This is a genomic window from Chryseobacterium lathyri (assembly GCF_030812195.1).
Lineage (GTDB): Bacteria > Bacteroidota > Bacteroidia > Flavobacteriales > Weeksellaceae > Chryseobacterium > Chryseobacterium lathyri_A.
The window spans coordinates 707849-729639 of sequence record NZ_JAUSSF010000001.1 but is presented as its reverse complement, the minus strand read 5'-3'; the positions used below and the strand labels follow the sequence as shown (position 1 = coordinate 729639).

Below are 21791 nucleotides of genomic sequence, written 5' to 3'. Positions count from 1 at the left end.
TGAAAAATAAGATGAAAATTATAGAAAAAGGAATCAATTACGATTCCTTTTTTCTTTAAATATTTGTTCGAAGAAGATTTTTTTATCCGTAATATTCTTTCATCAGACTTTTTCTTTCATTAGATTCGAGGTCGATACAATCAAATTTCTTATACTGACAGAAAGAACCCATGTCCCGGTCGCCGTTAATAAAGACTGCTCCAACTAAAATTACATATTTACAGGGATAATTGGTCTGTTTTACTAAAACTTCTATTCTGTCATCAATAGCTTCATACATCACTTCAGTAGCTTCGAAAATTTGATTTTCAGCATCTAAGATCCTGTTTTTATGATGCAGAAAGATCTGTTCAATGGTATTCATCTGAAAATCTAATGATGTAATGTTGCCTTCCACAATCTGTCCTGCCACGAGTTTTCCTAAAGCCCCTTTTGCCGCACCGCAGCAGGGTGAATGACCAGTCTGGCCTATTCTGCTTATCTCACCCAAGCTTCCATCTTTGGTAATGCCAATGTGCGGAGCATAAAATATGATTACTGCTCCATCTTCAGGAACATGATGGGCAAAAGCGTTCATTCCTGTAATCCCTGCAAAAGGAAAACCGTTAAGTCCTCCCATATGAAAAGGTCCCAGCATTTCATAAGCTCTTGGAGGATACTGAATGGCATTTACATCATCACAGCACATGCTGTCTGCGTGCATTAACTGGTTGGGCTTGAGTCCTAAATTTTCTTCGATGACATCTAATAATCTGTTTACAGTGTCTTCCGTAGTTTTGGCAGCAGGGTACCACTGGTGTACTGTTTCTAAATGTTGAGTGTTCATTTATTATAATTGTTTTATAAAATAATATTATTTACAGGCTGTATTCCAGCCGGCAGGTCTTTTTCTCCCAGCATTTCACGGAGATCTATTTCTATATTTCTGCTTATCTGTGTTATCGGGATATCATTGGCATTGCCTTCAAACGGGTTTTCTGTACTTTCACCTATCTGTTCCAATACTAAAAATACCCATCCCAGCAGCACGCTAAAAGGAATGGTCAGCCAAATAATATTTTCTCCGAATTTTTCTGTCATTTTTGAAAACTCTCCAATAAAACCTAAAGGGAGTAAAAAACATAAAGAATTGGTAAAATACAGATTAATGCTTGAAAACTGGCGTGGATAAGGGAAATTTTTGATTCTTTCACATTTACCCTGCTGATCATATAGTTCTTTCAGATGGTTCTCCAGGGCAACGAAATTAAAGTCTGAAATTTTGGATTCTTCATTCATTTTTTTCAATTTTGAGGACTGTAAGGCAATTATCTGTGTTGCTCTGTTTTTTGTTGATAAAATGTACTCCAGCTCTTCTACAGTCAGAAAAAATTTCAGTTCTTCATCTAATGAACTTTCCCATTCCGGAACTTTATAATACTTAAGATACTCGCGGTTATAGCTTTTTGTTTTTACATTTTCCCAACCCTTTACTTCCCTCAATTGAAACCGTAAGGCAGTTAGCCATGCAAAATGACGATACATCATTTCCTTGTGTAAGTTGGCCTGCTCCGCTTTGTCATCCGATCTTATAAAATCTCTGATTGCAATTCCAAAGGCCCTGCTATTGTTGATAATTGCCCCATAGATCTGTCTTGCCTCCCAGGTTCGGTTATAGGTTTGGGTGTTTTTGAACCCCGAAATGAATGCTGTAGCTGTTCCCAATAATGCTACAGGAACCCACGGAATAGCTAGCCATTTCCATTCGAGAAAGTAAAACAGGCATGTAGGAACAATACTTAGTAAAAGCATTTTATAAATTTTCACTCTTGTCCAGGGAATGAAATGGTAAAGCTTATAATGAGAGCCGGTATTCATATGAGTTAATTGTTTTTTGATGAAAATTTGCTGATTAAAATTCCTACCAGCACTACTGTATAAAATTGTCCTGCAATACCAATAAAGGCTGTTATTAATTTGGTTATGTGCGTGGCTGGTGTTATATCCCCAAAACCGATGCTGGTAAAAGTGATAGAGCAGAAATAGACCAGGTCTATAAAAATACTGGCAGGAGAGGAGCTGTCAATTCCCTTAAAAGAATTGGGATTATAATATTCGAATGTCTGCAGCAGGAAGGTTGAAATTTCAATCAATAGAAAATAGCCGCATGCAGAAGCCGAAATAATATCACTGTTGATATATCCCGGTTTTAATAAAAAGCGCAGTAATTCTAAAAAAAGAAAAGCAAAAAATATGACATAATTGATATTGAGAAAAGTAAAATACCATGTTACCTCTTTAAAAAAAGGAATTCCGATAGGCAAAAGAAGCACCACAATAAAGTGAAGATTTCTGAACCAGTGCCGCCAGCTGTGTTTACCGGTGAAAATAAAAATACTGCCCAACCCCAGCAATAGCATATTGATTGGCCAGATGATCCTGGTGTAAAAATTAAGGTCAGATAAAAAGATGCCTACAAATAAATGCTGGATTAATACAAATAGCAATAATTCATATTTCCTTGTTTTGAATTGATGAAATATTGATCCCTCCATAATTCTGTTACGATCCAAAAACGCTCAGGTTTTTAGTAATATCTTTACCTGCATATGGCGGAAACACATCAAGTTCTTTATCAGGATTGCCAATCAGTACGGCCTTGGTATTGCTCAAGGCATCAAAACCTGCTTTTCCGTAATATTTTCCCATACCGGAGTAACCTACTCCGCCAAACGGCAGACTGTCTATCCAGCAATGCAGATTTGTTTGATTGATGCAGCCTCCACCAAACGAAACAGCATTCATGAAATAATCTATATTTGCTTGATTTTTGCTGAAAAAATAGGAAGCTAATGCTTTCGGTCTGCGTTTGATAATTTCAACAATTTCTTTCAGATCACTATAAACCAATATCGGGAATACCGGACCAAATATTTCCTGCTGCATTGCCGGATCTTCCCAGCTGCTCGGATACAGGATGGTAGGCTCCACATACCTGTCTTTAATATTAAACCGGCCCCCCAGAACCACTTTTTCAGGAATAATATAGGAGGCGACTCTTTCCGTATCATGTTCGCTGATCATCCTTGCAAAATCCGGACTTTGACTTGGATCTTCGCCATACATTTTTACAGTTGCTTTCTTTAATTTGTCAATAAATTCTTCGGCAATACTTTCATGTACATAAACATAACCCGGTGCAATGCACCATTGACCGGATATGGCCATATGTCCCCAAAGAATACGGTCAGCCGCAATATCAAGATTAGCCGTTTCATCCACCACCGTCGGATTTTGCCCTCCGAGTTCCAGAATAACAGGAGTAAGGTTTTCAGCAGCAGCACGCATGATTACTTTGGCCACGGCAGAACTTCCCGTGAAAAAAATAAAATCAAAAGGTAACTGCAATAATTCTGTAATTTCTTCTCTTCCGCCCATTACTACACTTACAGCTTCCGGTTCGAAATATTTTGGAATAAGCTCAGCAAAAAGAGCTGCAATAGTAGGGGTTGTATTAGCAGGTTTAAGTATCACAGGATTTCCGGCAGCGAGTGCTGCAATGGCAGGATCAAGCAACAGTAAAATAGGGGCATTAAAGGGGCCAATAACCAAAGTTACTCCAAAAGGTTCCTTGTAAATGATTCCTTTGTTCCCTGTTTCTTCCAGTCCTTTAGGGATTGCCACGGGTTCAGGAGCCATCAGTGTTTTTAGGTTTTCTTTGTAATACTTTATATTACCCAGCGGCACCGTAATCTCAAAAAGCTGTTCAAATGGCGGCTTGTTGAAATCTGTTTTCAAGGCCTGGCAAAATGCATCCTGATTTTCAGTAAGCATTCTTTCCAGTCTGTTTAGCTGGTCAATACGCCACTCATAAGTTTTAGAGGTGTCAGTATAGAAAAATTCTTTTTGTTTATCGAATAATATTTGATACTTGTTCATAATTTGATGTTTTTTTATTTAATAAATTATTGAGCCTGCCCTATGTCCAATCTATCGAATTTGCCTTCTGCATTCTGATGAAATTTGAAATAAGTTCTAAAGTCTCCCCAGCTTTCTGTATGAAAATTTCCGTAAATATCTTTACCCTCGTTGTCCACCTTATCAATAGTGGTGAAGCTTTCGTGACCGCAGGCACTTTTTACAAACTTTTGAAAATCCCTTGGATTACCGTCATCATATAATTTGGGCTCTGCTGTGAAAAATGACAAAAATGTTCTGCTATCACCTTTTTGCCATGCATCAAAAGCTTCCCTGACCTTAGTATTTGTTAATTTATCTGTATCCATTTTATTGTTTTTTTGTTCTGTTTTTTTTCCTGGGTTAACTGTCTGCCCACAGGCTGTGAAACTCAGTGAATACCCTGTCAATAATATAAAAGCCAATGTTTTCATACTTTAAAATTCATTTTTTAAAGGATACTGAAGGTAAATGATTACCAGGTTCAATAATAAAAAAGGCAGTTCAATAAGAACCCCTTTTAAGTCTTTATCTAGAAGATGAAAGCATATAATAAGTAAAATTCCTGCGGCCATAAGAAAATTTCCCCAGACAAACGTTTTTGGAAAAAGAATTAACAAGGCAGATAACATTGTAACGGCTCCGGTTATAGCTAGTCCAGTTTTATTAAAATTCCATTTACTAAACATTTCTACCATTTCAGGTTTTCCTGAAAACATGCTATATCCTTGTTTTAACCCCATAAATACGGCTATAAGAATAAATGCTGAATTAATTATTTTTAATATCATAATTTTTGATTTAAAAAAAAATGGATAACCGGATTTATAACCACTGATTATCCATTATTCTGATTAACTGCTAATCCGGTTTATCTTGTTGTATAACCACCATTGGCAAAAATAGTCTGCCCGGTAATCCACCAGCCGTCAGTCACTAAAAATTCTACTAACGGAGCGATGTCATTAATATTCGTTAATCCACCTAATGCTGATGCCGATTTATGGTAGGCTACTGCATCTTCACTTTCCTGTCCGTAGAAGAAAGGTGTATCCATTGGACCAGGAGCAACAGCTGTAACAGAAATTCCCCTTGCTCCAAATTCTTTGGAAGCTGCTCTTGTAAAATGCTCTACCGGAGCCTTGGCACCTGCATAAGTAGAATATAAGCCTGTGTAAGCAGCCAGCAATGAAGTTACAATAGTGCAGATCTTACCGTTATCATTTAGCTTTTTACCAGCTTCCTGTAAAAAGAAATATGCTGATTTGGAATTGATTCCGAACATTTTATCATATTCTTCTTCGGTAGTTTCGGTAAATGGCTTTTTCAATACCATACCCACCGTGTTGATGGCAACATCAATACCTCCGAATTTAGCAATGGCTTCATCAAAGAATTTGGTAACGTTTTCTACTTTGGTCAGATCCCCTTGAAATAAAAATGCTTCCGCTCCTAAAGCCTGAACCTCTGATAAAGTTTTTTCACTTTCAGCTTTTGAACTTTCGCTGTTGTAATGTATTGCGAGTTTTGCTCCTTTAGCTGCAAAATCTTTGCTTAATAATCCTCCAAGATTTTTACCTCCTCCAGCAATTAATACAACTTTTCCCTGTAAATCATTTTTTGACATAATATTGTTTTTTTTTAATTTTTATACTATACAAATATGGTTACTTAGTTATGTCTAAACATGGTGAACTTTTCAGAAGTTGTTAGAAATTCCGAATTTATTTGATATAGTGCGATGGGATAATTGAAAATCTAATTCAACGGAAACGTACAGTAATGTATAATTATGCTCTTGATTTAAGTATATTGCAAACAAATTAAGGAGAATCTGTGAAACGATTCACTTTGATCTCTGCAATACTTACAGTGTAGAAATGAGTATCGAGTTATAGGCCCGACAACCATTACCAAATACCATGAATAGAAAATTCTTGTCAGAAATCATATTTTTATAAATGAAGCAATAGTACAGGAAGAATCTTTTTCAGCACCTCAATGGCTAAAATTATAGGCTATATTTTGAGTATCTATAAGCCTAAATAAACTAGGATTATGCATAGCCACATTATAAAACAGTTCTTCTATTTCTCTTATTTCTCTGAAAAATATTATTTAGTTACTTCTTGACCGGGATATAGATAAAAGATACACCAAATGGGCAAACATGCTTCTTTTCACAGACTCTATTTTGATATCACCTGTTGTCTGATTGATTGTGGTTACCAGATCTGCATTACATTGCCCGGAAAAACTGCCGCTCCCCAAATAATTAGCTGAATTGGCAGAAGGATAGGAGATGCGGGGATAGTCAGGAATTGCCTGTTCCGCAGCTGTAGGACCACCTACATAGCCTTTATTGTCGATAAAACGCGAAGCCCAGGTTCCCAAAAACTGTCCGGTAGCCGTATTGATGGTTTGCCCTACCACGATTTGAGTATCTACAGCCCTCGTAAAGCCTGCACACGAGCTGTAATGATTTACTTTAACCGTACAGGAAGATGCATTATCAGTTGGCTGGAAGCATTTTCCTTCATAAACGGTCAGCCTTTGTTCAGCAGGAGACATTGAAGTGTTTAATAATGCTTTCGGAGAGAAAATCTCTTCAGGTGAAACTAACGTTAAAACTCCCTGCGGATCTGCTGCAACTATTTTTCTTTCTGCATTGGCTAGTCCTCTTACCCTAACCAGACCGTTAACATCCAGAGTGTGGGAAGGTATTTCAGTATTAATCCCTACCTGAGATTTCAAACTTGCAGAAAGTGCTATTGCAACAAAAAATATCATTCCTGTTTTCATCTTATTATTTGAATTTTAATGGTTATTAGATTTTTCACTAAATTAAGAAATATTTATTATTCTAAAAATAAATTTTTATTAATTTACTTTTAGAGGATAAAAACAATTAAAATCCAAATAAATAGTAAAAATAAACACATCAACGGGCTTTAATATAAAATCATGATATTTTACATTATATTTTAATAGATTAAGGAGTAGCCGTTTGTTTCCATTTGATAAATAATTGTATTTTAGCCAAAATATGCAGCTTATTCATAAAAATATAAACGGCTGATTAAAATTCAGATAATCTGAATGAAAAAAATTAGTAGATTTGCACGGAACAAGCCAAAACACTGATTCAGTTTTCTATTTCTAAAGTAGGGGATGAATAAATAACAATAAAATTTGATTAGCTTATAAACTATTAGAAACTATGAAGAAACTTTTTTTACTTCTTTTAACAGCTTTTTTATTTATCGGATGTAGCTCTGATGATGATACTATTTATGATTATATAGGAACATGGTCGGGAAAATATACCGGAAGCGATGACGGAACCTGGAATCTTGTAGTGGCCAGTGACGGAAAAGTAACCGGAACAATGCATTCTACGGTCAATGACGAAAATTATAACATTTCCGGAAACTTAACTGATACCGGAGACCTTACTGCTGTAATCGGGCTTCCTTCCGATGGGGAATTCAAAGGAACTCTTTCAAGAGAGAAAAATGGAAACGGAAACTGGTCAAATGCTGTTCCTACACCGGCTAGATCCGGAACCTGGACAGGAAACAAACAATAAACAGAAAAAGCCTGCAGATCAATCTGCAGGCTTTTTTATTTCAATAAATCCCATATGGGTAATTTTTTTCTTTTTTCTGAGTACTAAAAAGCAGAGCAGGAGTCCGGCATTATAAAAATGCTTCTTAAAACGAATTTCTCCTCCATGATTCAGCAAAAGCTTATCTTCAAAATATTCAGCAGAATATTCTTCCAGATCAGGCTGTATAGAGACCATCGTGATTTCATCTGCTGAAAATTCATTACCTCCACTCAAGATTATATCTTCCTTTTCTTCAAAGGCAAAAGTTCCAGTACTTAAATTCTCTTTATTTCCAAATTTAAATTCCTTGAGAAGTGTCAGTCCTTTTTCGGTAAGAAGTCCGTTCAGTACAGTTCTTTTTCCCTTCTCTGAAACTATATCTAAATCCTTGATTGTTGTCATCAACTTTGCAAATCTTTGGTAAAGCAAAGGTTCATCACATTCCTTGATATAGTTTTCAATACAGCTGCGTATCGTTTTTCCGGCTTTCGAACAATGCCCAAATTCAGAGCTGTTCTGTCTTACTTTTTCATAAGAAGGATTTTTTTTAAAAGCCGTTTTATTGAATCCGCTTTTCTTTCGTACCACATTTTTACCATTCAGGCTGTAAAAAACCAGATCACCTATGCTGCCTTTAAACTTTATCAAACTTTCGTACGTTGCCATATCACAAAATTAAATTCAAATATACTAATAAATATGGAAAATTATAATTTTAACATATATTTATTATATAGTTCTAGTATAGTTATTTTATAATTAATATATAAAATGTATATTTGTAACATAATTAGTTACTTCATTTAAAATCAGATGACTATGATACCGGGATTATTTGAAAAAAACTTAAGAATAAAACAGCTTTCCGTTCTTATGATCGCTGCTGCTATTGCAGTTTCCTGCGGATCTTCAAAGAATGTGTCTTCCAAAAAAAATACAGGAACAAAAACTGTTGTAAAAGCTGAAAATCTCAGGAAATTAGATTCTAAATTTGATGGGAATATCTCCAGATCCATCAGTGATATCTTGAAAGATGCTGAAAAGTATCTCGGAACACCTTATAGATTCGGAGGAAATACATCTTCAGGTTTTGACTGCTCCGGATTTACCGTAAAAGTTTTTGAAGAAAATGACTTCTCACTTCCACGCCGATCAACAGACCAGGCTGGTGCCGGTAAAAAGATAGACATTAAAGAAGTAAAGCCCGGAGACTTGCTTTTTTTTGCAACAGCCGGAGGAAGCAGGGTTTCTCATGTAGGCATCGTTCATGATATTGGGGCAGACGGAGAAGTGAAATTCATCCATGCTTCCACTTCAAAAGGAGTCATAATCTCTTCATTGAACGAAAAATACTGGAATAAAGCCTATCTCCATGCTCAGAGAGTACTATAACAAGACTATTTTGGTGAATAACAGTATAAATGACCATAATTACGGCAATTTAAGGTCTGTGACTGAACTTGTATACTATAACAATCTTTTGTACTTTTGACCTTCAGAACTGCGGGAAGCTGCAGAGATAATTTATACTAAAATCAAACAAGAAACATGTCGTTACAACAAACTATTGAAAACATTTGGGATAATAGAGATTTATTACAGAACGAAGATAGCCAGAAGGCAATAAGAGAGGTTGTTTCCTTATTGGATTCAGGAGAACTTCGTGTGGCTGAACCTACGGAAAACGGATGGCAGGTGAATGAATGGGTGAAGAAAGCTGTAGTAATGTATTTTCCGATCCAGAAAATGGAAACTATTGAAGTAGGTCCGTTTGAATTTCATGATAAAATTCCTTTGAAGAGAAATTATGCTGAAAAAGGAGTAAGAGTTGTGCCGCATGCTATTGCAAGAGAAGGATCTTTCGTTGCTTCGGGAGTAATTTTGATGCCGTCTTATGTAAATATTGGGGCTTATGTAGATTCCGGAACGATGGTGGATACCTGGGCAACGGTTGGAAGCTGTGCGCAGATCGGTAAAAACGTTCACCTAAGTGGTGGAGTCGGTATCGGTGGTGTATTGGAGCCTTTACAGGCAGCTCCGGTAATTATTGAAGACGATTGTTTCATCGGTTCAAGATGTATCGTGGTAGAAGGTGTTCACGTTGAAAAAGAAGCTGTATTGGGAGCTAACGTTGTATTGACTGCTTCTACAAAAATTATTGACGTTACAGGTGACACGCCTATTGAAATCAAAGGTAGAGTTCCTGCCCGTTCAGTAGTCATTCCGGGAAGCTACACAAAACATTATCCAGCTGGAGAATACCAGGTTCCATGTGCATTGATTATAGGTCAGAGAAAAGAATCCACAGATAAAAAAACATCTCTTAATGATGCTTTAAGAGAGAATAATGTAGCCGTATAAGCTGTATTTTCTCTAAATTTTAAAGTTTCATTTTTAAAATTTATACAATAAACCCTGAATAGTCATTTAGGGTTTATTTTATTTATACCTTTAAACAGTTAAAAAGCTTATTAAAAACTTTGATATGAAAATTGCCTTCGATGCAAAACGTTTTTTTCACAATACGTCCGGATTGGGCAATTATTCAAGAGACCTTGTCAGGATGCTTTCTCAGTACTATCCTGAAAATGAATACCTCCTGCTGAACAAAAACAGTTCGGAAAGAGGCAGAGAAATTCTGGAAAAACCAAATGTCAGGTTTGTGGAAACCTCAAAAGGTAGCCTTTCCCGGCAGCTTAAAATGGGAAAAGACGCCCAAAAACAAGGAGCAGAAATATTCCATGGTCTTTCCGGCGAACTTCCGTTGAAGTGGGGCAAAGAACCCATCAAAAAAATCGTTACGATCCATGATCTGATTTTCATGAGATATCCGCAGTATTATTCCTTTTTTGATCGAAAAATACACCTCTGGAAATTTAAAAAAGCCGCAGCTTCCGCAGATAAGATTATCGCTATCTCAGAACAGACCAAAAGAGATATTATTACCTATTTAAAGGTTCCTGAAAGCAAAATCGAAGTTATTTATCAGGGATGTCACAAAGCTTTTAAAGAACAGCAGTCCAATGAATTTATTCAGGAGGTAAAAGACAAATTCAAGCTTCCGGAACGATATATTTTAAACGTTGGAACCATCGAAGACCGCAAGAACCTTCTCAATATCGTTAAAGGAATCAGTGGAACAGATATTCCGTTAGTTGTCGTTGGAAGAAAGACTGCCTACTACAAAAAAATAGAAGCTTTTATCAAAAAAAGCAAGATGGAAAAACAGGTGATTTTTCTGGAAGGAGTTTCCATGGATGAACTGGCCGTGATTTATAAACTTGCAGACATCTTTGTGTACCCGAGCTTTTTCGAAGGCTTTGGAATTCCTGTAATAGAAGCACTTTTCTCAAAGACAGTAACCATTACCAGCAATGCCAGCTGCCTGCCGGAAGCAGGAGGAAAAGATTCCGTTTACATTGATCCCGCCAATTATCTCGATATTGGAGCCAAGATAAAATTTCTCTGGGAAAATGAATCCGAGAGAAAACGCCGTGCAGAAAAGAGTTTCGAGTTTGTTCAGAAATTTAATGACGGACCTATTGCTGCGCAATTGATAAATCTCTACAAAAAAAATCTGTAAAAAAACTTTGCAGTTTAAAAATAAATCCTACATTTGTACCACAATTCAAACAATGAAACCGAATTTTTTAACACTTCATCATTACTATCATCATCTCTGCTAAGACGGAATTGTTGATATAAACATGTGTTAAAATCAAAAATAATTAAAACCGTCTGAGTAAACAGACGGTTTTTTTGTTTCCCGGATTCCTCCGGAAGTATCCAACAGATCAGTTTTCATTTACTCAGATTTATCTTAAAATAATACAATGAGTAAATTAAAAATTGCGATTCAGAAAAGCGGCCGGCTCTACGAAGATTCACTTCAGCTCCTCAAAGACTGCGGTATTTTTGTCAACAACGGAAAAGACCAGCTAAAAGTTTCTGTAGATAACTTTCCGATGGAGATTATGTACCTCAGAAACTCGGACATTCCACAATACCTCGAAGACGGAGTGGTAGATATTGCTGTCGTCGGTGAGAATCTTTTAGCTGAAAAACAGAAAAATATCCACATCGTTCAGAAGCTTGGATTCTCAAAATGCCGTGTTTCCTTAGCCGTTCCAAAAGACGTGGAAACCGATGATCTATCTTACTTTCAGGGCAGAAAAATCGCCACCTCTTATCCTAATACCCTTAAAAATTTCCTTGAGAAAGAAGGAATAATTTCCGACATCCATATTATTTCCGGTTCAGTGGAAATTGCGCCTAATATTGGATTGGCAGATGGAATCTGTGATATTGTAAGTTCAGGAAGCACTTTATTTAAGAACGGATTAAGGGAAACCGTTACGATTCTGAAATCAGAAGCAGTTTTAGCAAAAACATCTTTGCTTGATACTCAAAAAGAAGCCATCCTGGATAAATTCCTGTTCAGGATTAAATCTGTTTTAAAAGCAAAAAATTCCAAATATATTCTCATGAATGTTCCTGATGATAAGATCAGCGATATTGCTTCAGTTCTTCCCGTCATGAAAAGCCCTACCGTTATTCCTTTAGCAGAAAAAGGATGGAGCAGCATCCATTCCGTGATTGATGAAGAAAGATTTTGGGACGTGATCGATGAACTGAAAGAAAACGGAGCCCAGGACATACTCATTATTCCAATCGATAAAATGGTTATTTAATATGAAAATATACAGATATCCAGAAACAAAAACATGGCCGGATCTGGTACAGCGACCGGTTTTTGAACGTGAAGAAATATCCGGACTTATTGCCGGAATATTTGAAGCTGTTGAAAAAGATGGAGACCAGGCACTTATTGGATTTAATAAAAAATTCGATAAAGCAGTAACTCCACAAATCATAGTTTCGGAAGCAGAACTGGAAAATGCAGAAAAAGAAATTTCTGAAGACTTAAAGAAGGCCATTCAGCAGGCAAAAGAAAATATTTCAAAATTCCATGCTTCCCAAATCGTGGAAACCCAAAAAATTGAAACTGTAAAAGGAGTAACCTGCTGGAGAGAAAACCGCGCGGTTGAAAAAGTAGGAATCTACATTCCCGGAGGAACAGCCCCTTTATTTTCAACAGTCCTCATGCTTGCGGTACCTGCCAACTTAGCAGGATGCCAGGAAATTATTCTTTGTACGCCGCCGGATTGCAACGGGGACATTAATCCGGCTATTCTGTTCACTGCGAAGCTTTGCGGGATTACGAAAGTCTTTAAAACCGGAGGAGCACAGGCCGTAGCAGCGATGGCTCTGGGCACAGAAAGTATTCCTAAAGTATATAAAATTTTTGGGCCCGGAAATCAATATGTAGTTGCAGCGAAAGAATACGCACAGCGTTATGGTGTGGCAATTGATATGCCTGCAGGCCCCAGTGAAGTTCTTGTTATTGCAGACAGTAAGGCCATTCCTGAGTTCTGTGCAGCAGATCTTTTGTCACAGGCAGAACACGGAAGCGATAGCCAGGTGGTTTTTATGACTACAGATTTTAAAATTTTCACCGAAACCGTTGAAGCTGTGGAGAAGCAGGTTAAAAAACTTCCAAGAAATGAAATGGCAGGTCAGGCATTGGACCACAGTCTCTTTATTCTGGTAAATTCTATAGATGAAGCTCTGGAATTCAGCAATCTGTATGCTCCGGAACATCTTATCCTCGCATTGGAAGATTTTGCCCCATACATTCCCATGATCAGCAATGCAGGATCTGTTTTCCTTGGAAATTATTCCTGTGAAAGTGCCGGAGATTATGCCAGCGGAACCAATCATACTCTTCCTACCAATGCTTATGCAAAGAACTATAGCGGGGTTTCTCTCGACAGCTTTGTTAAGAAAGTTACCTTCCAGCATCTTTCGAAAGAAGGGCTAAAGAAAATAGGAAAAACAATAGAAATAATGGCAGAGGCAGAAGGCCTTATTGCCCACAAAAATGCAGTATCTATCAGATTAAAATAAGACAATGAAAGAATTTAACCTCAATACTTTAGTAAGAAAAAATATACTGAGTCTACAGCCTTACATCAGTTTCAGGGATCATAATGAGTTCAATGCTCCTGTAATGCTGGATGCCAATGAATGTCCGTTCGGGGAATTCAACAGATATCCAGATTCGTCACAGAAAAAGCTTAAGAATAAATTAAAAGAACTTAAAAGCCTTTCTCCTTCGAAAATTGCGTTAGGAAACGGAAGTGATGAACTGATCGATCTGATCATTAAAATCTTCTGCGAACCTAAAAAAGATGCCATTCTGATGATGAACCCTTCATTTGCAATGTATGCATTCTATGCTGCAGTGAATGAAAATGAAGTTTTAAAGCTTGATCTGGATGAAAATTTTGAAATCCTAAAAGATGATTTTATAAAGATCACTCAGGAACGAGATATTAAAGTTTTCTTCCTGTGCTCACCAAACAATCCAACAGGAAACAGTGTACAGGACATTGAATTTTTTGTTAGGAATTTTGACGGCATTGTTGTCATAGATGAAGCTTATATTGAATTTTCCGGAAACAGATCTGGAATTGAACTGTTGGATAAATATTCGAATTTAATTGTTTTGCAGACGTTTTCCAAAGCCTGGGGAACGGCTGGAGCAAGGGTAGGAGCTGCTTATGCTTCCGAAGAAATCATCCGTTTTATCAATACGGTGAAAGCTCCTTATAATGTAAATTCCCTAAGTCAGGAACTTATTTTAAACCTTTTGGATAATAAAGATAAGCTTAAGGAAAATGTTGAAAAGGTTTTAGAGGAAAGAGTCTGGCTGGAAAAACAGTTTAAAACCATTGAATGTATAGAAAAAGTATTCCCGACTGATGCAAATTTCTTCCTGATCAAAATGAAAAATGTTGAAAAAGTCTACAATAGAATGCTTGAAGAAGAAATTCTCACTAGTAAAAGAGCACCTGCGATCCCGGATTGTATCAGGATTAATGTGGGAAACCGCAAAGAAAATGAAAAATTAATCAGTGTTTTAAAAGAAATAGCCTCATGAAAAAAGTATTATTTATAGACCGTGACGGAACGCTTATCATAGAACCACCCGAAGATTTTCAGGTAGACTCGCTGGAAAAGCTTGAGTTTTATCCCGGAGTTTTTCAGAACCTTTCTAAAATTGCCAGAGAAATGGATTACGAATTGGTTATGGTCACGAACCAGGATGGTTTAGGGACTGAAAGTTTTCCTACTGAAGATTTTGTAAAACCGCAGGAAAAAATGCTAAAGACCTTCGAAAATGAAGAAATTATTTTCAGCGATATTCTGATCGACAAAAGTTTTGAACATGAAAACCTTCCCACGAGAAAGCCCGGGATTGGAATGCTTTCAAAATACATCTACGGAAGTTATGATCTTGAAAATTCTTACGTTATCGGGGACCGGATTACTGATGTTCAACTTGCTCAAAATTTGGGAACTAAAGCTATTTTTATCAATGAAAGCTTTAATGAAAATGCAGCACTTACAACAACAGACTGGTCTGAGATCTATCGTTTTTTAAAGCAGGAATCAAGAAAGGCTAAAGTCTACAGGAAAACCAATGAAACTGAGATTGATATTGAAATAGATCTTAACGGGAAAGGAAATGCAGAAATTTCAACCGGACTTCATTTTTTTGATCATATGCTGGATCAAATCGCCAGACACGGAAATTTAGATCTTAAAATTAAAGTTAAAGGAGATCTTCAAGTGGATGAACATCACACGATTGAAGATACGGGAATTGCTTTAGGTGATGCTTTTATAAAAGCATTGGGAAACAAAAAAGGAATTGAAAGATATGGCTTTCTGCTTCCGATGGACGATTGTCTGGCTCAGGCTGCTATCGATTTCGGAGGCAGACCCTGGATCGTTTGGGATGTTGATTTCAAAAGGGAAAAAATAGGGGATGTCCCTACAGAAATGTTCTTTCACTTTTTCAAATCATTTACAGATTCTTCAAGATCTAATCTGAACATAAAAGCGGAGGGTAGTAATGAGCACCACAAAATAGAAGCTGTTTTCAAAGCATTTGCAAAAGCCGTTAAAATGGCGGTAAACCAGTCAGACAGCAGTTTTAACTTACCATCAACCAAAGGAAGCTTATAATATGATCGCACTAATAAAATATAACGGTGGAAATGTAAGTTCGGTCCAGAATGCCTTAGACCGGTTGGGTATAGACTCCATCATTACGGATGATCCTGAACTGATCATAAAAGCGGATAAAGTCATTTTTCCGGGTGTTGGAGAAGCTTCTTCAACAATGAAAGTCCTTAAGGAAAAAGGTCTGGATACACTTATTCCCAGTTTGAAGCAGCCCGTTTTGGGCATCTGCCTGGGAATGCAGCTGATGTGCGGGAACAATGAAGAAGGCGATGTCAAAGGAATGGGGATTTTTGATGTAGACGTTAAGCTGTTTCCTCCTGAAGATCTGGTTCCCCATATGGGCTGGAATACCATTTCCGGGCTGAAATCTCCGCTGTTTTCAGGAATTGAGGATAACAGTGATCTTTACTTTGTTCACAGCTACTACTGCGGACAGTCAGCGTCTACTGTTGCTGTATGTGACTATATCCTTCCGTTCAGTGCATCCCTGCAGAAAGATAATTTTTTTGCAGTCCAGTTTCACCCCGAAAAATCAGGGCTGACGGGCAGCAGGATTTTAAAAAACTTTATAAAATTGTAAATGATGAAAATTATTCCAGCTATTGATATTATTGATGGAAAATGTGTCCGCCTATCAAAAGGAGATTATTCCACCAAGAAAATATACAGTGAAGATCCTGTAGAGACTGCCAAAGAATTCGAAAGCTTTGGGATCCAATTTCTCCACCTTGTAGATCTTGACGGAGCTAAATCTAAGCATATCGTGAACCAAAAAGTCTTGGAAAATATAGCCAGGGAAACTTCGCTTCATATTGATTTTGGAGGCGGATTAAAAACCGGGAAAGATATAGAAACCGCTTTTAATGCAGGAGCAAAGCAGATCACTCTTGGAAGTATTGCGGTACAGAATCCGGAATTCTGTCTTGAAATGATTCAAAAATATGGTAATGACAGAATTATTTTAGGTGCCGATTGCGAGAACAGAAAGATCAAAACATCCGGATGGATGGAAGAAAGTACTTTAGATATCATAACCTTTCTCCTTCATTATCAGGAAAAAGGAATTACTCAAACCATATGCACGGATATTTCAAAAGATGGAATGCTGGAAGGACCGTCCACAGATCTGTATCAAGAAATATTGAATAAAACTTCGGTAAAACTTACGGCCAGCGGCGGGATTTCCTGTATCGAAGATGTGTACAGCATGAAGGAGATCGGATGTTCAGGGACTATTATTGGAAAAGCTATTTACGAGGGAAAAATAAGCTTACCACAACTTCAGAAATTTGTTGAAAATGCTTAAAAAAAGAATCATTCCATGCCTGGATATTAAAGACGGAACTACGGTAAAAGGAATTAATTTTGAAGGGCTCCGAAACGCCGGAGATCCGGTGGAGCTTGCCGTTAAATACGAAATGGAAGGTGCTGACGAGCTGGTTTTTCTGGATATTACAGCAACACTGGAAGACAGAAAGACATTTGCAGATCTGGTAAAGAAAATAGCCAGGGAATTGAGCATCCCGTTTACAGTAGGTGGCGGAATTTCTTCTGTGGAAGATGTCAGGAGGCTTCTGGAGGCCGGAGCAGACAAGATCAGCATCAATTCTTCTGCTGTTAAAAACCCGCAGCTTATCCATGAGCTTGCCGGGGAATTTGGAAGTCAATGCGTTGTTGTAGCTGTTGATACCCGGTTTACAGACGGATCAGATCTTGTATATGTCAGAGGTGGAAAGCAGGTGACAGGTTTAAATACGGTAGACTGGGCAAAAGAAGCAGCATCTTTGGGAGCCGGGGAGATTCTGCTGACTTCAATGGATGGGGACGGAACAAAAAACGGATTTGATATTCGCATCACAAAGTTGGTTTCAGAGGCTGTATCTATTCCTGTAATTGCTTCAGGAGGAGCTGGAAGTGCAGAGGACTTTGTTCAAGTATTTCATGAAACAAAAGCTACAGGAGCTCTGGCAGCCAGTATTTTCCACTTTAATGAAGTTCCTGTCCAGGAATTAAAACAATATTTAAAAACTCAAAAAATACCCATACGATGAAAATAGATTTTGATAAAAATAACGGATTAGTCCCGGTAATTATCCAGGACAGCAGAACACAACAGGTGCTCATGCTTGGCTATATGAATGAGGAGGCATTTAAAAAGACGGAAAAGGAGGGTATTGTTACCTTTTTCAGCCGTTCCAAAAACAGGCTCTGGACAAAAGGAGAGGAGTCCGGTAATTTTCTGACCGTAAAAAATATAAGCATAGACTGCGACCAGGATACGGTTTTAGTACAAGCTATCCCTAAAAATACAGTCTGTCATACCGGAAGTTTCAGCTGTTTTGGTGAAAAGGAAAGCAAGGGCTTCTTATATGAATTAGAAGCAAAAATTGCCGAAAGAATTGATCATAAGACAGAAGGTTCCTACACGTATTCTCTTTATCAGAGCGGCATTAATAAAATGGCTCAGAAAGTGGGAGAGGAAGCCGTAGAACTGGTTATTGAAGCCAAAGACAGCAATGATGACCTTTTTAAGAATGAAGCCGCAGATTTACTTTACCATTTTCTGATTCTACTTAAGGCAAAAGGATTTGCAATGGAGGATATTGAGAAAGTTCTTCAAAGCAGAAACAGTTAAAATGAACCCCACTTTACAAAAAAAGCAGGAAGTAATTCCTGCTTATATTTCTTGTTAAATTTCAGATTTATCTTTCAATTAAAATCTTTCTTACCGCAGTCTGTCCATCGGCTTTAATAACCCCAATATAAGCTCCAGCAGCCAGCCCCGAAATGTTGACCGTCTTTTCGTTAGCCTTTTTAAGGAGTGATTTTCCTGAAAGATCTGTAATTTCGAAACTGAAATCTTTTCCACTGGTATCGGGAAGTTCAATATTGATGGTGTCTTTAGAAGGATTTGGATAAATGGATACAGCTTCAAGAGATTGAGCTGAAACGGTTTCCTTTGCGCCCAGCACAATGGAACCCACAGAAGTGGCAACTGCAAAATGCTGTAGCGCTCCCACTGTTGCTTTTCCTATTTTGTAAATATAAACAGGGTCTGTATTTGCAAAAGTGTCATTGGAAGTATGAGGATAAGTACTTCTTATTCTTTCAAAAAAGCCAGTGATCACTTCGCCTTTTCTTTCAAATGGAATATAATCTGTGTCCTCTGCAGGATCCACATCTGTCAAAAGAGGAGAATAAAGTGCCGTACAGTTTCTGAGCTGCTGCGTTACTGCTGCTGAAGCTGCATTATTACTCGTAGGCCCTGCCATGTCCTGATCACAATATACTGTATTATTGTTGTTACCCATGACACCGCCTACCTGGTCAAGATTGAATACCAGCTTGATATCCAATACCCTTATTCCATTCTGATAAGCTACATTATTAGCGTAATGGGTACTTCCTCTTAGTCCTTGCTCTTCACCGGAAAAATGAATAAACTTAATTGAATATTCTGTAGGAACATTTTTTAAAATCCTTGCAGCTTCTAAAATAATAGAGGTTCCGCTTCCGTTATCGTTTACTCCAGGGCCATAGATGCTGTCAAAATGCCCACAGATGATCACATATTTATTAGGATAAACCGTTCCTGTTTTGGTAATGACCAGATTTTTGGAACTTGTCCCCCCAAATGTGAAAGGATCTTCTACGATCTGGCTGGCAGAATATCCAAATGATGTGTATTTATTTTTCAGCCAGGTTAATGCATTGGCATTTTGGAGTGAACCCGTAGTTTTGGTACCCAGGTTTGAGAACTGCTGTAAGTTCGTGGTAATATTGGTTTGTGAAACCAGATTGGCCCTGTCCTGATAAGCCTGGATAAAAGTCTGGGCACTGACATTTCCGACCGCTAATGCAGCCCATAAAAAGGTGGTAAGTTTTTTCATATTAAATATTTTGGTGGTGTGTGATTATTTTTCTATGATGATTTTTTTGGTGATGCTATTTTGATCAGATTTTACAGTGACCATATACATTCCATTGGTCAGGTTGGAGGTATTTATTTTCTTTTCGTTCTCTGCATTTAAAATTAAGCGGCCATTCATGTCACTAATTTCTACCTTAAAGTTAGTATGACCCTCTGACAGTTCAATATTTAAAACATCACGGGCCGGATTAGGATAAATCCTGATTGCTTCTAATGAATTTTCAGTCTGTACATCATCTGTTGCCAAAGTAGTGGTTGAAGCTACTGCAAAGTGCTGTAATGCTCCTAAGGCCGCTTTCCCCACATTAAATACATAAACAGGATCTACATTAGCGAAAGTATCATTTGGAGTATGTTCATTATAGCTTCTGATAGTTTCATAAAAACCTGTGATAATATCTCCCTTATTTTCAAATGGCATATAATCAGAACTGTATGCATTTGACATGGTTGTTTGAAGCGGAGAATATAACGTGGTGCAGGCCGCTAATTGTTGGGTCATCGCCAATGAAGCTGCGTTATTTCCGGTTTGTCCGCTCTGGTCGCTTTCACACTTGATATTATTATTTACATTCCCCAGTTTTCCTCCAACCTGGTCGATATTAAATACAACTTTCAGATTAAGCTGGCGTACATTATTCTGGAAAACAACATTATTTACATAGTGTGTACTTCCCAAAAGGTTCTGCTCTTCACCGGAAAAATGAATAAATTTCACAGAATATTCCGTAGGCACATCTTTTAAAATTCTGGCTGCTTCCAGCATTATAGAAGTTCCGCTGCCATTGTCACTTACCCCCGGACCAGCTACTGTATCGTAATGACCACAGATGATCACATAAATGTTGGGATAGACAGTTCCTGTTTTGGTGACTATTAAGTTTTTTGAAGTGTTGCCGTTATAGGTGAAACTATCTTCTGTAATCTGGCTTACATCATACCCGTAAGACTGATATTTTGTTTTAAGCCAGTTCAGAGCGTTTGTATTTTCCAGAGTACCAGTGGCCTTTATACCAAGATCTCCAAAGCTCTGTAGGTTTGCTGTAATATTGGCTTGGGATATCTTATCGACCCTTGTTTGATAAGCCTGTATAAAATTCTGGCCATGAAGGCTATAGGCTGATAAGGAAAGCAGTAAAATAGTCGTTATTTTTTTCACTTTTAACTAAAGATTTATAGATTTAATAATTCAGCAAATGTAGATAATAAAAATCAATTTTATTTTATGCAAAAGGAAAACTTTCCAATATGATTTCTTTTTTTCAATACGCTTTCAGAATCACTAAATTTTTCATCTTATATGGAATAATAGGATAAAAAAAATCCCGGACATAGCCCGGGATTTATATTGATAACAAAAAATTCTACATTATTTTACTTGATCTACAACTGCTTTGAAAGCTTCAGGATGATTCATTGCTAAATCAGCTAAAACTTTTCTGTTAAGCTCTACGTTGTTCTTTTTAAGAGCTCCCATAAACTGAGAGTAAGACATTCCATGCTCTCTGGCACCCGCATTGATACGAGTAATCCAAAGTGATCTGAAGTTTCTCTTTTTCTCTTTTCTTCCACGGTAAGCATATTGCATTGCTTTTTCTACCGCGTTTTTAGCTACAGTCCAAACGTTCTTTCTTCTACCGAAAAAACCTTTAGCTTGCTTAATAATTTTTTTTCTGCGAGCTCTTGAAGCTACTGCATTTACTGATCTTGGCATAATTTAAATTGTTTTTTTGAAAGGGGCGGCAGTTGAACTGCTCTTAGTGGGCACCATTTCAGGGTTAAATTGTTGAATTTGTTTGAATTCTTATAAACCGAATATAGATTTATAAAAACTACTTAATGGCTAATTGACGTAGAACGCTTTTTGTATCCACAGCTGCAACATAAGAAGTCTGCGTAAGATTTCTCTTCTGCTTAGTTTCTTTCTTAGTTAAGATGTGGCTTTTGAAAGCATTTTTTCTTTTAATCTTCCCTGTTCCGGTAAGTTTAAAACGCTTTTTAGCACCTGATTTCGTTTTTAATTTTGGCATTGTTCTGCTTTTTTATTGTTTTGTTATCAATATCTGTTTTGATTACTCCTACCGATGCTAGGAATAATAGTGTGCAAAATTACGAAAAAAACATGAAGCCGGCTAATTTTTGAACAATTATTTAAGTAGGACTTGATAAATGGAAAAGGACTGTCTGAGTCCGATTTATTCGGGAATGTTGTAAAATATT

25 protein-coding genes are annotated in these 21791 nt (G+C 37.3%); 12 read left to right on the top strand and 13 right to left on the bottom strand.

Features of this window, described 5'->3' with window-relative positions; all coding sequences use genetic code 11:
• Positions 1-82: 82 nt before the first annotated feature.
• The 8 genes from J2T03_RS03480 to J2T03_RS03445 all read right to left on the bottom strand — a co-directional run bounded on the left by J2T03_RS03480 (position 83) and on the right by J2T03_RS03445 (position 6738).
• Positions 83-826 (bottom strand): hypothetical protein, encoded by a 744-nt coding sequence (locus J2T03_RS03480; RefSeq protein ID WP_307209444.1) that lies wholly within the window; start codon positions 824-826, stop codon positions 83-85.
• A gap of 14 nt (positions 827-840) precedes the next feature.
• Positions 841-1857 (bottom strand): bestrophin family protein, encoded by a 1017-nt coding sequence (locus tag J2T03_RS03475; protein ID WP_307209442.1) that lies wholly within the window; start codon positions 1855-1857, stop codon positions 841-843.
• Positions 1858-1862: 5 nt separating this feature from the next.
• Positions 1863-2534: a potassium channel family protein gene (locus J2T03_RS03470; RefSeq protein ID WP_307209440.1), complete on the bottom strand. Its 672-nt coding sequence runs from the start codon at positions 2532-2534 to the stop codon at positions 1863-1865.
• Between the two features lie 7 nt (positions 2535-2541).
• Positions 2542-3918: an aldehyde dehydrogenase family protein gene (locus J2T03_RS03465; RefSeq protein WP_307209438.1), complete on the bottom strand. Its 1377-nt coding sequence runs from the start codon at positions 3916-3918 to the stop codon at positions 2542-2544.
• A 26-nt stretch (positions 3919-3944) separates the two neighbouring features.
• A complete protein-coding gene (locus J2T03_RS03460) occupies positions 3945-4265 on the bottom strand; it encodes a hypothetical protein (protein ID WP_307209436.1) in 321 nt (106 codons plus the stop codon).
• A 108-nt stretch (positions 4266-4373) separates the two neighbouring features.
• Positions 4374-4727: a DoxX family protein gene (locus J2T03_RS03455; RefSeq protein ID WP_306842481.1), complete on the bottom strand. Its 354-nt coding sequence runs from the start codon at positions 4725-4727 to the stop codon at positions 4374-4376.
• Positions 4728-4807: 80 nt separating this feature from the next.
• Positions 4808-5563 (bottom strand): SDR family oxidoreductase, encoded by a 756-nt coding sequence (locus J2T03_RS03450; protein WP_307209434.1) that lies wholly within the window; start codon positions 5561-5563, stop codon positions 4808-4810.
• Positions 5564-6054: 491 nt separating this feature from the next.
• Complete coding sequence (locus tag J2T03_RS03445) at positions 6055-6738, bottom strand: hypothetical protein (RefSeq protein WP_307209432.1); 684 nt, start codon at positions 6736-6738, stop codon at positions 6055-6057.
• Positions 6739-7156: 418 nt separating this feature from the next.
• Here J2T03_RS03445 and J2T03_RS03440 point away from each other — a divergent pair, with 418 nt between their 5' ends.
• Positions 7157-7525: a hypothetical protein gene (locus tag J2T03_RS03440; protein ID WP_116011733.1), complete on the top strand. Its 369-nt coding sequence runs from the start codon at positions 7157-7159 to the stop codon at positions 7523-7525.
• A gap of 18 nt (positions 7526-7543) precedes the next feature.
• Here J2T03_RS03440 and J2T03_RS03435 read toward each other — a convergent pair whose 3' ends face one another.
• Positions 7544-8212, bottom strand: coding sequence for a hypothetical protein (locus tag J2T03_RS03435; RefSeq protein WP_307209430.1), 669 nt, complete (start codon positions 8210-8212; stop codon positions 7544-7546).
• A 153-nt stretch (positions 8213-8365) separates the two neighbouring features.
• Here J2T03_RS03435 and J2T03_RS03430 point away from each other — a divergent pair, with 153 nt between their 5' ends.
• From J2T03_RS03430 to hisIE, 11 genes are all read left to right on the top strand, one after another.
• On the top strand, positions 8366-8938 hold the full coding sequence (locus J2T03_RS03430) for a C40 family peptidase (RefSeq protein WP_307209428.1): 573 nt from the start codon (positions 8366-8368) through the stop codon (positions 8936-8938).
• Positions 8939-9094: 156 nt separating this feature from the next.
• Positions 9095-9907: a 2,3,4,5-tetrahydropyridine-2,6-dicarboxylate N-succinyltransferase gene (locus J2T03_RS03425; RefSeq protein WP_306842489.1), complete on the top strand. Its 813-nt coding sequence runs from the start codon at positions 9095-9097 to the stop codon at positions 9905-9907.
• Positions 9908-10031: 124 nt separating this feature from the next.
• The gene (locus tag J2T03_RS03420) at positions 10032-11129 is read left to right on the top strand and encodes a glycosyltransferase family 4 protein (protein ID WP_307209426.1); all 1098 of its coding nucleotides are present in this window, start codon (positions 10032-10034) and stop codon (positions 11127-11129) included.
• 250 nt (positions 11130-11379) lie between these two features.
• Complete coding sequence (gene hisG / locus J2T03_RS03415) at positions 11380-12237, top strand: ATP phosphoribosyltransferase (protein ID WP_307209425.1); 858 nt, start codon at positions 11380-11382, stop codon at positions 12235-12237.
• A 1-nt stretch (position 12238) separates the two neighbouring features.
• The gene (gene hisD / locus J2T03_RS03410) at positions 12239-13513 is read left to right on the top strand and encodes a histidinol dehydrogenase (RefSeq protein ID WP_307209423.1); all 1275 of its coding nucleotides are present in this window, start codon (positions 12239-12241) and stop codon (positions 13511-13513) included.
• Between the two features lie 4 nt (positions 13514-13517).
• Positions 13518-14549 carry a histidinol-phosphate transaminase gene (hisC, locus tag J2T03_RS03405; RefSeq protein WP_307209421.1) on the top strand — a complete coding sequence of 344 codons (1032 nt, stop codon included), beginning with the start codon at positions 13518-13520 and terminating at the stop codon, positions 14547-14549.
• A complete protein-coding gene (gene hisB, locus J2T03_RS03400) occupies positions 14546-15640 on the top strand; it encodes a bifunctional histidinol-phosphatase/imidazoleglycerol-phosphate dehydratase HisB (RefSeq protein ID WP_307209419.1) in 1095 nt (364 codons plus the stop codon). The genes hisC and hisB overlap by 4 nt, the downstream gene beginning before the upstream one ends.
• Before the next feature lies 1 nt (position 15641).
• Positions 15642-16220 (top strand): imidazole glycerol phosphate synthase subunit HisH, encoded by a 579-nt coding sequence (gene hisH / locus J2T03_RS03395; RefSeq protein ID WP_307209417.1) that lies wholly within the window; start codon positions 15642-15644, stop codon positions 16218-16220.
• Between the two features lie 3 nt (positions 16221-16223).
• Positions 16224-16946, top strand: a complete 723-nt coding sequence (hisA, locus tag J2T03_RS03390) for a 1-(5-phosphoribosyl)-5-[(5-phosphoribosylamino)methylideneamino]imidazole-4-carboxamide isomerase (protein ID WP_307211073.1) — start codon at positions 16224-16226, stop codon at positions 16944-16946.
• A complete protein-coding gene (gene hisF, locus J2T03_RS03385) occupies positions 16939-17691 on the top strand; it encodes an imidazole glycerol phosphate synthase subunit HisF (RefSeq protein ID WP_307209415.1) in 753 nt (250 codons plus the stop codon). Before hisA ends, hisF begins: the two co-directional genes overlap by 8 nt.
• Positions 17688-18275, top strand: a complete 588-nt coding sequence (hisIE, locus tag J2T03_RS03380; protein WP_307209413.1) for a bifunctional phosphoribosyl-AMP cyclohydrolase/phosphoribosyl-ATP diphosphatase HisIE — start codon at positions 17688-17690, stop codon at positions 18273-18275. The genes hisF and hisIE overlap by 4 nt, the downstream gene beginning before the upstream one ends.
• 67 nt (positions 18276-18342) lie before the next feature.
• Here the strand turns inward: hisIE and J2T03_RS03375 are convergent, their stop codons facing one another.
• The 4 genes from J2T03_RS03375 to rpmI all read right to left on the bottom strand — a co-directional run bounded on the left by J2T03_RS03375 (position 18343) and on the right by rpmI (position 21601).
• Positions 18343-19530 carry a M28 family peptidase gene (locus J2T03_RS03375; RefSeq protein WP_307209411.1) on the bottom strand — a complete coding sequence of 396 codons (1188 nt, stop codon included), beginning with the start codon at positions 19528-19530 and terminating at the stop codon, positions 18343-18345.
• Between the two features lie 24 nt (positions 19531-19554).
• Positions 19555-20730 carry a M28 family peptidase gene (locus J2T03_RS03370; protein WP_307209410.1) on the bottom strand — a complete coding sequence of 392 codons (1176 nt, stop codon included), beginning with the start codon at positions 20728-20730 and terminating at the stop codon, positions 19555-19557.
• 210 nt (positions 20731-20940) lie between these two features.
• A complete protein-coding gene (gene rplT / locus J2T03_RS03365; protein WP_034705993.1) occupies positions 20941-21285 on the bottom strand; it encodes a 50S ribosomal protein L20 in 345 nt (114 codons plus the stop codon).
• A gap of 118 nt (positions 21286-21403) precedes the next feature.
• Entirely contained in the window at positions 21404-21601 is a 198-nt protein-coding gene (rpmI, locus tag J2T03_RS03360) for a 50S ribosomal protein L35 (protein WP_047453167.1), read from the bottom strand.
• Between the last annotated feature and the right edge of the window lie 190 nt (positions 21602-21791).

What these genes read in the sequence shown, in the direction of transcription:
- J2T03_RS03450 (WP_307209434.1), bottom strand. Translation starts at nt 5,563, where the DNA reads ATGTCAAAAAATGATTTACAGGGAAAAGTTGTATTAATTGCTGGAGGA.
- J2T03_RS03475 (WP_307209442.1), bottom strand. Translation starts at nt 1,857, where the DNA reads ATGAATACCGGCTCTCATTATAAGCTTTACCATTTCATTCCCTGGACA.
- hisG (WP_307209425.1), top strand. Translation starts at nt 11,380, where the DNA reads ATGAGTAAATTAAAAATTGCGATTCAGAAAAGCGGCCGGCTCTACGAA.
- hisA (WP_307211073.1), top strand. Translation starts at nt 16,224, where the DNA reads ATGAAAATTATTCCAGCTATTGATATTATTGATGGAAAATGTGTCCGC.
- hisF (WP_307209415.1), top strand. Translation starts at nt 16,939, where the DNA reads ATGCTTAAAAAAAGAATCATTCCATGCCTGGATATTAAAGACGGAACT.
- hisC (WP_307209421.1), top strand. Translation starts at nt 13,518, where the DNA reads ATGAAAGAATTTAACCTCAATACTTTAGTAAGAAAAAATATACTGAGT.
- J2T03_RS03430 (WP_307209428.1), top strand. Translation starts at nt 8,366, where the DNA reads ATGATACCGGGATTATTTGAAAAAAACTTAAGAATAAAACAGCTTTCC.
- J2T03_RS03375 (WP_307209411.1), bottom strand. Translation starts at nt 19,530, where the DNA reads ATGAAAAAACTTACCACCTTTTTATGGGCTGCATTAGCGGTCGGAAAT.
- J2T03_RS03435 (WP_307209430.1), bottom strand. Translation starts at nt 8,212, where the DNA reads ATGGCAACGTACGAAAGTTTGATAAAGTTTAAAGGCAGCATAGGTGAT.
- J2T03_RS03455 (WP_306842481.1), bottom strand. Translation starts at nt 4,727, where the DNA reads ATGATATTAAAAATAATTAATTCAGCATTTATTCTTATAGCCGTATTT.
- J2T03_RS03425 (WP_306842489.1), top strand. Translation starts at nt 9,095, where the DNA reads ATGTCGTTACAACAAACTATTGAAAACATTTGGGATAATAGAGATTTA.
- J2T03_RS03460 (WP_307209436.1), bottom strand. Translation starts at nt 4,265, where the DNA reads ATGGATACAGATAAATTAACAAATACTAAGGTCAGGGAAGCTTTTGAT.
- rplT (WP_034705993.1), bottom strand. Translation starts at nt 21,285, where the DNA reads ATGCCAAGATCAGTAAATGCAGTAGCTTCAAGAGCTCGCAGAAAAAAA.
- hisIE (WP_307209413.1), top strand. Translation starts at nt 17,688, where the DNA reads ATGAAAATAGATTTTGATAAAAATAACGGATTAGTCCCGGTAATTATC.
- rpmI (WP_047453167.1), bottom strand. Translation starts at nt 21,601, where the DNA reads ATGCCAAAATTAAAAACGAAATCAGGTGCTAAAAAGCGTTTTAAACTT.
- J2T03_RS03465 (WP_307209438.1), bottom strand. Translation starts at nt 3,918, where the DNA reads ATGAACAAGTATCAAATATTATTCGATAAACAAAAAGAATTTTTCTAT.
- J2T03_RS03445 (WP_307209432.1), bottom strand. Translation starts at nt 6,738, where the DNA reads ATGAAAACAGGAATGATATTTTTTGTTGCAATAGCACTTTCTGCAAGT.
- J2T03_RS03440 (WP_116011733.1), top strand. Translation starts at nt 7,157, where the DNA reads ATGAAGAAACTTTTTTTACTTCTTTTAACAGCTTTTTTATTTATCGGA.
- J2T03_RS03480 (WP_307209444.1), bottom strand. Translation starts at nt 826, where the DNA reads ATGAACACTCAACATTTAGAAACAGTACACCAGTGGTACCCTGCTGCC.
- J2T03_RS03470 (WP_307209440.1), bottom strand. Translation starts at nt 2,534, where the DNA reads ATGGAGGGATCAATATTTCATCAATTCAAAACAAGGAAATATGAATTA.
- hisD (WP_307209423.1), top strand. Translation starts at nt 12,239, where the DNA reads ATGAAAATATACAGATATCCAGAAACAAAAACATGGCCGGATCTGGTA.
- J2T03_RS03420 (WP_307209426.1), top strand. Translation starts at nt 10,032, where the DNA reads ATGAAAATTGCCTTCGATGCAAAACGTTTTTTTCACAATACGTCCGGA.
- hisH (WP_307209417.1), top strand. Translation starts at nt 15,642, where the DNA reads ATGATCGCACTAATAAAATATAACGGTGGAAATGTAAGTTCGGTCCAG.
- hisB (WP_307209419.1), top strand. Translation starts at nt 14,546, where the DNA reads ATGAAAAAAGTATTATTTATAGACCGTGACGGAACGCTTATCATAGAA.